General features: G+C 69.7%; 11 protein-coding genes. 8 read left to right on the forward strand and 3 right to left on the reverse strand.

The genetic code is table 11. The features are described from left to right. Positions 1-138 precede the first annotated feature (138 nt). Entirely contained in the window at positions 139-435 is a 297-nt protein-coding gene (locus tag IMZ11_RS30810) for a WhiB family transcriptional regulator (protein ID WP_061253934.1), read from the forward strand. A 32-nt stretch (positions 436-467) separates the two neighbouring features. Here the strand turns inward: IMZ11_RS30810 and IMZ11_RS30815 are convergent, their stop codons facing one another. Next, the gene (locus tag IMZ11_RS30815; protein ID WP_228645940.1) at positions 468-1,595 is read right to left on the reverse strand and encodes an ArsA family ATPase; all 1,128 of its coding nucleotides are present in this window, start codon (positions 1,593-1,595) and stop codon (positions 468-470) included. Between the two features lie 67 nt (positions 1,596-1,662). Beyond that, positions 1,663-2,679, reverse strand: coding sequence for an ArsA-related P-loop ATPase (locus IMZ11_RS30820; RefSeq protein ID WP_228645941.1), 1,017 nt, complete (start codon positions 2,677-2,679; stop codon positions 1,663-1,665). 230 nt (positions 2,680-2,909) lie between these two features. Between IMZ11_RS30820 and IMZ11_RS30825 the strand changes: the two genes are divergently transcribed. The 5 genes from IMZ11_RS30825 (at position 2,910) to IMZ11_RS30845 (ending at position 6,399) form a co-directional block, all read left to right on the forward strand. Then, a complete protein-coding gene (locus IMZ11_RS30825) occupies positions 2,910-3,854 on the forward strand; it encodes a slipin family protein (protein WP_228645942.1) in 945 nt (314 codons plus the stop codon). A gap of 70 nt (positions 3,855-3,924) precedes the next feature. Further along, a complete protein-coding gene (locus tag IMZ11_RS30830; protein WP_143737071.1) occupies positions 3,925-4,077 on the forward strand; it encodes a DUF4177 domain-containing protein in 153 nt (50 codons plus the stop codon). A 1-nt stretch (position 4,078) separates the two neighbouring features. Beyond that, on the forward strand, positions 4,079-4,540 hold the full coding sequence (locus tag IMZ11_RS30835) for a RidA family protein (RefSeq protein WP_061253930.1): 462 nt from the start codon (positions 4,079-4,081) through the stop codon (positions 4,538-4,540). Positions 4,541-4,721: 181 nt separating this feature from the next. After that, positions 4,722-5,567: an NUDIX hydrolase gene (locus IMZ11_RS30840; protein ID WP_228645943.1), complete on the forward strand. Its 846-nt coding sequence runs from the start codon at positions 4,722-4,724 to the stop codon at positions 5,565-5,567. A gap of 40 nt (positions 5,568-5,607) precedes the next feature. Beyond that, positions 5,608-6,399 carry an MBL fold metallo-hydrolase gene (locus IMZ11_RS30845; RefSeq protein WP_228645944.1) on the forward strand — a complete coding sequence of 264 codons (792 nt, stop codon included), beginning with the start codon at positions 5,608-5,610 and terminating at the stop codon, positions 6,397-6,399. Here IMZ11_RS30845 and IMZ11_RS30850 read toward each other — a convergent pair. After that, the gene (locus tag IMZ11_RS30850; RefSeq protein ID WP_061253927.1) at positions 6,396-7,076 is read right to left on the reverse strand and encodes a Crp/Fnr family transcriptional regulator; all 681 of its coding nucleotides are present in this window, start codon (positions 7,074-7,076) and stop codon (positions 6,396-6,398) included. The genes IMZ11_RS30845 and IMZ11_RS30850 overlap by 4 nt on opposite strands. Before the next feature lie 82 nt (positions 7,077-7,158). On the opposite strand from IMZ11_RS30850, the gene nth reads away from it, so the two are divergent. Then, entirely contained in the window at positions 7,159-7,878 is a 720-nt protein-coding gene (gene nth / locus IMZ11_RS30855; RefSeq protein WP_228645945.1) for an endonuclease III, read from the forward strand. A gap of 88 nt (positions 7,879-7,966) precedes the next feature. Further along, positions 7,967-8,659, forward strand: coding sequence for a CoA pyrophosphatase (locus IMZ11_RS30860; protein WP_228645946.1), 693 nt, complete (start codon positions 7,967-7,969; stop codon positions 8,657-8,659). Positions 8,660-8,742: the final 83 nt, after the last annotated feature.

Below are 8,742 nucleotides of genomic sequence, written 5' to 3' on the forward strand. Positions count from 1 at the left end.
AATTGGTCCGCCCGGGTCTGTCGGTCCGATCGACTTGTTGCGTACGTTCTCCTCTGCGGCAATGCAACTAGGAGGCTCGACGCCCGCGCCCGTCGGCCGAAATGACGACTGACCACCTTAAGGGGAGTGGGGTCGAACATGTGGATCACGGATTGGACCTCCCGTGCCGCCTGTCGAGGTGCGGATCCTGACGCTCTCTTCGTGCAGGGCGCCGCGCAGAACCGGGCGAAGCTGATCTGCCGGGGATGCCCGGTCCGTACCGAGTGCCTCGCCGATGCGCTGGACAACCGCATCGAGTTCGGGGTGTGGGGCGGTATGACCGAGCGGGAACGCCGTGCGCTGCTGAGGCGCCGGCCCGATGTGAACTCCTGGCGCGACTTGCTGGAGTCGGCCAAGGAAGAGTACGAGCGAACCAACGAGCTCATCGCCGGATGAGCCGGGGATTCACCCCCTCCCTCCTCCACAGGTCATGACGCGAGGAGATCTCCGATCTCGCGCAGCCCGTCCAGATCGTGCACGTCCTCGGCCATCGCGGGGACGTGGGCGATCGGCACGGTCGGATGCGCCGACATGAAGTGTTCCTGCTCGCGCTGCTCGCGGGCGGCGAGCTGCATCCGTCCCGCGTGCAGTCGCAGTACGGCGGAGGCCAGCTCGTGCTCGCCGCGGGACTCCAGGTCCTCCGCCGCCGCGGTGCTCCGGGCGGCGGACAGGGCGGGCGCCGGCGAGCGGTGCAGCCGGTTGATGACCAGCCCGGCCAGGGGCATGCGCTCCTCGGCCAGCCGCTCGACGAAGTACGAGGCTTCGCGGATGGCGTCGCGTTCCGGCGTGGCGACCACGACGAAGGCCGTTCCCGGCGCCTGCAGCAGCTTGTACGTCTGCTCGGCTCGCTGCCTGAAGCCTCCGAATACCGCGTCGAGGGCCGAGACGAACATCTGGATGTCCTTCAGCACCTGAGCGCCCAGCACCTTGGTCAGCGCGCCGGCGACGATGCCGAAACCCGCGTTGAGCAGCTTGAACGCGCTCCTGCCCCCGGCCTTTGCGGGGGCCATCAGGATGCGGATGAGCCGCCCGTCGAGGAACCGCCCCAGGCGTTCCGGCGCGTCGAGGAAGTCGAGCGCCGACCGGGACGGCGGCGTGTCGACGATGATCAGGTCCCAGTCGCCGGACCGGCGGAGTTGGCCCAGCTTCTCCATCGCCATGTACTCCTGCGTGCCGGAGAAGCTCGACGACAGCGACTCATAAAAGGGATTTGTCAGGATCTGGCGGGCGCGCTCGGGGTCCGCGTGCGCTTCGATGATCTCATCGAAGGTCCGCTTCATGTCGAGCATCATCGCGTGCAGCTCGCCCTGGGAGCCGACACCCTTGACCCGGCGCGGGACGTTGTCCAGCTCGGTGAGCCCCATGGCCTGGGCCAGCCGCTTCGCCGGGTCCACGGTGAGCACGACGACCGAACGGCCGCGCTCCGCGGCCCGCAGCCCCAGGGCCGCCGCCGTGGTGGTCTTGCCGACGCCGCCGGAGCCGCAGCACACGATGATGCGCGTGTTCTCGTCGTCCAGGATCGCGTCGATGTCCAGAACGGGCGCGGTCTTGGTCACAGCTCTGCCTTTCGACGTCCGGACGTCCGGAGGCGACCCGCGGCTGCCGGGGCCGTAGGGGATCGGGTCATGCCGCGCCCTGCGCGCGGATGGCCTCGGCGAGTTCGTACAGCCCGGCCAGGTCGGTGCCGTCGGCGAGGAGCGGCAGCTCATAACGCGGCGTCCCCGCCTTCGCCAGGGACGCCCGCTCCCGCTTCTCCAGCCGGGTCCTGTGGGCGTGCTCGGTGACCTCTTCGGCGAGGGCCTGGGCGATCGCCGACGCGTCCGCCGACGCCTCCGCCGACTCGCCGACGAGGCCGGCGGCCTTCAGCCCGAGCGCGAGCTCCGCGTGGTCGAAGCGTTTCTTGAGTGCCGCGTCCAGCACGTCCTTCGGCAGGCCGGTCGGCCGGACCATGTTGATGAAGATACCGCCGACGGGCAGCTCGGCGCCGTGCAGTTCGGCGACACCGTCCAGCGTCTCCTGGACCGGCATCTCCTCCAGGAGCGAGACGAAATGGACCGCCGTCTCAGGAGAGGCGACGACCCCGCGCACCAGGTCGGCGTGGTTCTTGACGGGGCCGACCCGGGCCAGCCCGGCGACCTCCTGGGTGACGTTGAGGAAGCGGGTGATCCGACCGGTCGGCGGCGCGTCCATCACGATCGCGTCGTAGACCCGCCTGCCCGACCTGTCACGGCGGCGTACGGCCTCGCTGGTCTTGCCGGTGACGAGGACGTCGCGCAGGCCGGGAGCGATGGTGGTGGCGAAGTCGACCACGCCCATCCGGGTGAGCGCCTTGCCCATGCGCTTGAGGCCGTAGAACATCTCGAGGTACTCGAGCATGGCCTCTTCCGGGTCGATCGCCAGGGCGTACACGTCGCCACCGCCGGGGGCCACGGCGATCTTCCGCTCCTCGTACGGCAGCGGTGGCAGGTCGAAGACCTGGGCGATGCCCTGCCTGCCCTCGACCTCGACGAGCAGCACCTTGCGGCCGCCCGCCGCGAGTGCGAGGGCCAGCGCGGCGGCCACGGTGGTCTTCCCCGTGCCGCCCTTGCCGGTGACGACGTGCAGCCGCACGCCGTCCCAATCGGTGTCCCGAGCGCTCACGGCTCCTCCTCGCCAGGGGGCGTCGGAATGGCGTCGGCGACGCTGCCACGCCGGATCGTTCGCTCGCTCCGCTCGCTCACGGTTTGAAGGCTACCCAAAGGTCACATGTCGATTTCGCGGAGGCCGTCCGTTGGGGACCCTTGCGGTACGGCTCGCGCACGGATTGGCTTGGGGCAGGCGTCATCGCTTTCGCATAACGGGGTGGAAAGGGGTTACCGATCGTGGAGTCGGTGCTGTTCGCGTTGGTCCTGATGTTAGCGATCTTCGTGTTGATCGTGCTGGCCCGCAGCATCAGGGTCGTTCAGCAGTTCGAGACGGGCATCGTCTTCCGTCTCGGGCGCATCCAGTCGAACGTCCGGGGGCCCGGCCTTCATCTGGTCGCTCCGATGATCGACCGGATGCAGAAGGTCAACATGCAGATCGTCACGATGGGCGTCCCCGCACAGGAGGGGATCACGCGTGACAACGTCTCGGTACGCGTCGACGCCGTCGTGTACTTCCGGGTCATCGACCCGATCAAGGCCGTCGTCAACGTGCAGAACTATCTCTTCGCGGTGTCGCAGGTCGCCCAGACCTCGCTGCGCTCGGTCATCGGCCAGTCGGAGCTGGACCAGCTCCTCTCCGACCGCGACGCGCTCAACGCCAAGCTGAAGAACGTCATCGACGAGCCCACCGAGGGGCCGTGGGGCATCAGGATCGAGCGGGTCGAGATCAAGGACGTGGCGCTTCCCGAGGGCATGAAGCGCTCGATGTCCCGCCAGGCCGAGGCCGAGCGTGAGCGGCGTGCCCGCATCATCACGGCGGACGGCGAGTTCCAGGCGTCCAAGCGCCTGGCCGCGGCGGCCAAGGAGATGTCGTCCGACCCGGCCGCGCTGCAGCTTCGCCTGCTGCAGACCGTGGTGGAGGTCGCGGCGGAGAAGAACAGCACCCTGGTGATGCCGCTGCCCGTCGAGATGTTGCGCTTCTTCGACCGGATGGCCCCGGTGGCGGCGCAGGCCGCGGCGGCGAAGGAGGAGAAAGAGGAGCCCGAGCCGGTGGACGAGGCGATCGACGAGTCGCCCGCGATCGAGTCTCAGGTGTCCGTTCCCGGGCTCTCCGGCCTTCCGGCTGCCGCCGACGGAGCCGATCACGCTCCCACCGTGCAGAACCCCGTCTGGAACCCGGAGACCCCCTGAGGGCCGAGTGTGCCTCCCACCGGGGACGTCTGCTCGGACGCGCGGCGTGATCCGTCGATAACCTGGCCCCATGACCAAGTGGGAATACGTCACGGTGCCGTTGCTGACGCACGCGACGAAGCAGATTCTTGACAACTGGGGCGAGGACGGCTGGGAGCTGGTCTCCGTCATCCCGGGGCCGAACCCCGAGCAGCTTGTCGCCTACATGAAGCGAGCGAAGTGATATGAGCACCCCTGAAAAGCGCATCGCCGACCTCGGGCTGACCCTGCCCGAGGTGGTGGCTCCTCTCGCGGCGTACGTGCCCGCGGTCCGTACGGGCGACTACGTCTACACCTCCGGCCAGCTTCCCATGGTCGGCGGCAAGCTGGCCGTCACCGGCAAGGTCGGCGCCGAGGTCTCCGCCGAGGACGCCGCGGCGCAGGCGCGGATCTGCGCGCTGAACGCCCTCGCGGCGGTGAAGTCCGTCGTCGGCGACCTGTCGAACATCGTCAGGATCGTGAAGGTCGTCGCCTTCGTGTCCAGCGCGCCGGGCTTCACCGGCCAGCCGGCCGTCGCCAACGGCGCCAGCGAGCTACTCGGGGAGATCCTCGGGGACGCCGGAAAGCACGCGCGCAGCGCCGTCGGCGTGGCGGTCCTCCCGATGGACGCTCCGGTGGAGGTCGAGCTGATCGCCGAGGTCCGCTGACCACCTCCTCGTACGCGGTGCGAGATCGCGGGGGCGTCCGGAGCGTTCCTCGCGATCGAGGGACGCCCGCCCGCCACCGTCGCGGGCGGGCGCCCCTCACGTGACCGCACCGGCGCCGTAGGCGTGTCACCCGAACGATGTTCTAATGAGTCGCACAGAGGCACTACCGCGTGGAGGGTGTATGGGGATCCCGCTTCCGGGAGAGATCGGGCAACGGGCGCGGGACATCCTCGCGGGGCGCGTCCCGATCGTGCCGGCCAGAGACGCCGCCACCGTGGTGGTGCTCCGTGACGATCCGCTCGAGGTCTATCTGCTGCGCAGAAAGGCGACGATGGCCTTCGCCGCGGGCGCCTACGTGTTCCCCGGAGGCTCGGTCGACCCCAGGGACACCGACCACGCGGTCGCGTGGGCGGGCCCTCCGCCCTCGGATTGGGCCGCGGCCTTCGGCACGGACGAGCGGACGGCGCGCGGTCTCGTGTGCGCCGCCGTACGGGAGACCTTCGAGGAGTCCGGTGTGCTCCTGGCGGGGCCGAGCGCGACCACGATCGTGGCGGACACCACCGGCGACGACTGGGAGGCCGACCGTCTCGCGTTGATCGACCGCACGCTCTCGTTCGCCGAGTTCCTCGACCGGCGCGGTCTGGTGCTGCGCTCCGATCTGCTCCGGGCGTGGGCGCACTGGATCACGCCCGAGATCGAGACCAAGCGGTTCGACACCCGGTTCTTCGTCGCCGCGCTACCGCCCGGCCAGCGCACGCGCGACGTCGGGGGCGAGGCCGACACGGTCGCTTGGATGAGCCCGGCCGCCGCCCTGGACCGCGGGAAGGCGGGCGAGATCATGCTCATGCCGCCGACCTTCCGTACGTTGACCGAACTCGCCGGGTTCGAGACGATCGACGACGTGCTGCGCGAGGAGCACACGATCACGACGGTGCAGCCGTCCGCCGCAGAGGTGGACGGCGAGATGGTCCTGATCGTCCCCGACCCCGACCCCGACCCCGACCCCGTCCCGGGGCGTACGCCATGAACGGGACGACGGGAACGGCTCCTTCCGCGAACGGGGAGAGATGAGCGGCATTCGGATCCCGGTTGAGGGCATCGACGGTTCCGGTACGGCGCACGCCACCAGCCTGCTGGCCCCGAATCCCTCGCCGATGACGCTGGACGGCACCAACACCTGGGTCATCGGCCGGGCGGAAACCGTACTGGTGGTGGATCCGGGACCGGACGACGACGCGCATCTCCGGCGGGTGGCCGATCATCTGGCCGAGCGCAGGGTCGTGGCCGTCCTGCTCACGCACGGGCACCATGACCACAGCGGGGGCGCGCGCACGTTCGCCGAGATGGTGAACGCGCCGGTCCGGGCACTCGATCCGAGCCATCGGCTGGGCGGTGAGGGGCTCGCGGACGGCGACGTCATCGACCTGGACGGCCTGGAGGTCAGGGTCGTCGGCACCCCGGGGCACTCGTTCGACTCGCTCTGCTTCTGGCTGCCCGAGGACCGCGCGATGCTGACGGGCGACACGATCCTGGGCCGGGGGACCACGGTGATCGCGCCGGACGGGGATCTGGCCGATTATCTACGGAGCCTCGACCAACTGCGGGCGGGGGCCGAGATCCTTGAGGCGGAGGCGCTGCTGCCCGGCCACGGCCCGGTTCTGCCCGATCCCGTGGGGGTTCTGGACGGGTACATCGCCCATCGTCGCCTGCGCCTGGACCAGATCCGGCAGGCCATCCGGGACGGCGCCGGAGACGCCCGGCAGATCGTCGAGATCGTCTACGCCGAGGTGGATCCCGCGCTCTGGCCCGCCGCCGAGATGTCGGTGGCGGCCCAGCTCGACTATCTCAAGTCGCTCTAGCGGGAGCGGTTGTAGAGCCGCTCCATGTCCAGGATGACCACGGCCTTGGCCTCGATGCGCAGCCAGCCGCGCTGGGCGAAGTCGGCCAGCGCCTTGTTGACCGTCTCGCGGGAGGCGCCGACGAGCTGGGCGAGCTCCTCCTGGGTCAGGTCGTGGTGGACCCGGAGGCCGTCCTCGGTCTTGCGGCCGAAACGGTCGGCGAGATCCAGCAGCTGCTTGGCCACACGGCCGGGCACGTCGGTGAAGACCAGGTCGGCCAGCACATCGTTCGTACGGCGGAGCCGCTGGGCGAGGGCGCGCAGCAGGTGCAGCGCGACCTCGGGGCGGCCGGTGAGCCACGGCCTCAGGTCGTCGTGGCCCAGGCCGGCCAGGCGGACGTCCGTCAGGGCGATGGCGGAAGCCGTACGCGGACGGGGGTCGAACAGGGAGAGCTCGCCGAACATCTCCCCGGGGCCCAGCACGCTGAGCAGGTTCTCCCTGCCGTCGGGCGCGGTGCGGGCCAGCTTGATCTTTCCTTCCAGCACCACGTAGAGCCGGTCGCCGGTCTGGTTCTCACTGAACAGGGTCTGTCCCTTGGACAACTCGACCTCGGTGACGCTCGTCCGCAGTGCTGCGGCGCCCTCACGGTCGAGCGCGGAGAACAGGGGCGCCTTGCTCAGTACGTCGTCGGTGCTCACGGTGCCTCCTTGCAATGGTCGCGCTCGGTCGTTGGCGCCGTGCAAGCCATTGTGACCTACGCCGTCCGCGTAGTCTTACGGGGTGTCCCGCAAAGTTCAGACGGCTGGGGAGTCCCGGCTCGCTCTCGTTCGCCGTGCGCGGCGGATCAACAGAATCCTGGCGGAAACCTATCCTGACGCTCATTGCGAACTCGACTTCGCCAACCCCCTTGAACTGCTGGTCGCCACGATCCTCTCGGCGCAGTGTACGGACAAAAGGGTAAATATGGTTACTCCGGTGCTTTTCGCGAAGTATCGGACACCGGCTGACTATGCGGCGGCCGACCGGAACCAGCTCGAAGAGATCATCAGATCCACCGGCTTCTTCCGGGCCAAGACCAACAGCATCATCGGCATGGCCCAGGCCGTCTGCGACCGCCACCACGGCGAGGTGCCCGGCACGCTCAAGGAGCTCGTCGCCCTCCCCGGAGTGGGGCGCAAGACCGCCAACGTGGTGCTCGGCAACGCCTTCGACGTCCCCGGCATCACCGTGGACACCCACTTCAGCCGCCTGGCCGGGCGCTTCGGCTGGACCACCGCGACCGACGCCGTCAAGATCGAGCACGAGGTCGGGGATCTGATCCCCAAATCCCAGTGGACGATGCTCTCGCATCGCCTGATCTGGCACGGCCGTCGCGTCTGCCACGCCCGCAGGCCCGCCTGCGGCGCCTGCTCCGTCGCCGCCCTCTGCCCGTCGTACGGCACCGGGCCGACCGACCCCGCAGAGGCGGGCAGGCTCGTGAAGGAAGGTCCCTTCTCCTGATCCGAGGGAAGTTCCGCTTCCTCGGGAAGCTTGACCGCCGTTCCGCGGTTGTACGGCTCGCGCGGCTCGATCTGCATCGGAGGAGACATTGGTTCCCGGCTGGCTGACGGATCTGGCGGCGAACGCCGGACGGAACCCCGTGCCCGAGGTGCTGCGGCCTCCCGATGACGGCGCCGGGCGGCGGGCCGCGGTGCTCCTGTTGTTCGGCGAGGGATCTGCGGGGCCGGACGTCCTGCTCATCCAGCGCAGCTCCAACGGCCGCAGGCATGCGGGCCAGCCCGCCTTTCCCGGTGGCGGCGTCGATCCCGAGGACGACGGTCCCATAGGGGCCGCACTGCGTGAGGCCCAGGAGGAGACCGGTCTCGACCCGCGCGGGGTGAAGATCGTCGGAACGATGCCCGAACTCTACGTCTGGCGCAGTGACAACCGCGTGACGCCCGTCCTCGGGTGGTGGCACACGCCCAGCGCCGTGCACGCCGCCTCGCCGGACGAGGTCGAGTCCGTCGAGCGGATCCCGGTGGCCGAGCTCGTCGATCCCGCCAACCGGTTGCGGCTGCGGTACCCACGAGGCCGGGCCACGCCGGAGGAGGACCCGCCCCGCGCGTTCGCGGGAGATCCGGGAGGCGCGCCCGCGTTCCGGGTGCGCGGCCTGCTCGTCTGGGGTTTCACCGCGGGGATACTCGACCGTGTGCTGGCCGTGTCGGGGTTCGAGCGGCCCTGGGACCGGTCACGCGTCGAGGACCTGCCCCCCGACGTCCTGAGACTCGCCTCCCGCGGCTAGTGGCCCGTCACGCAATCTTGGCCGGGTAACTCGTCCAGCTTCTGATCGGTGAGCTGGCGGCAAAGTTGGTCTTGGGCTGTGCT

Source organism: Microtetraspora sp. AC03309 (assembly GCF_020826795.1).
GTDB classification, from domain to species: domain Bacteria; phylum Actinomycetota; class Actinomycetes; order Streptosporangiales; family Streptosporangiaceae; genus Microtetraspora; species Microtetraspora glauca.

Excerpts from the sequence above, each read along its gene's own strand:
- IMZ11_RS30810 (WP_061253934.1), top strand. The coding sequence starts at position 139 with ATGTGGATCACGGATTGGACCTCCCGTGCCGCCTGTCGAGGTGCGGAT.
- IMZ11_RS30830 (WP_143737071.1), top strand. The coding sequence starts at position 3,925 with ATGACCAAGTGGGAATACGTCACGGTGCCGTTGCTGACGCACGCGACG.
- IMZ11_RS30835 (WP_061253930.1), top strand. The coding sequence starts at position 4,079 with ATGAGCACCCCTGAAAAGCGCATCGCCGACCTCGGGCTGACCCTGCCC.
- IMZ11_RS30840 (WP_228645943.1), top strand. The coding sequence starts at position 4,722 with ATGGGGATCCCGCTTCCGGGAGAGATCGGGCAACGGGCGCGGGACATC.
- IMZ11_RS30845 (WP_228645944.1), top strand. The coding sequence starts at position 5,608 with ATGAGCGGCATTCGGATCCCGGTTGAGGGCATCGACGGTTCCGGTACG.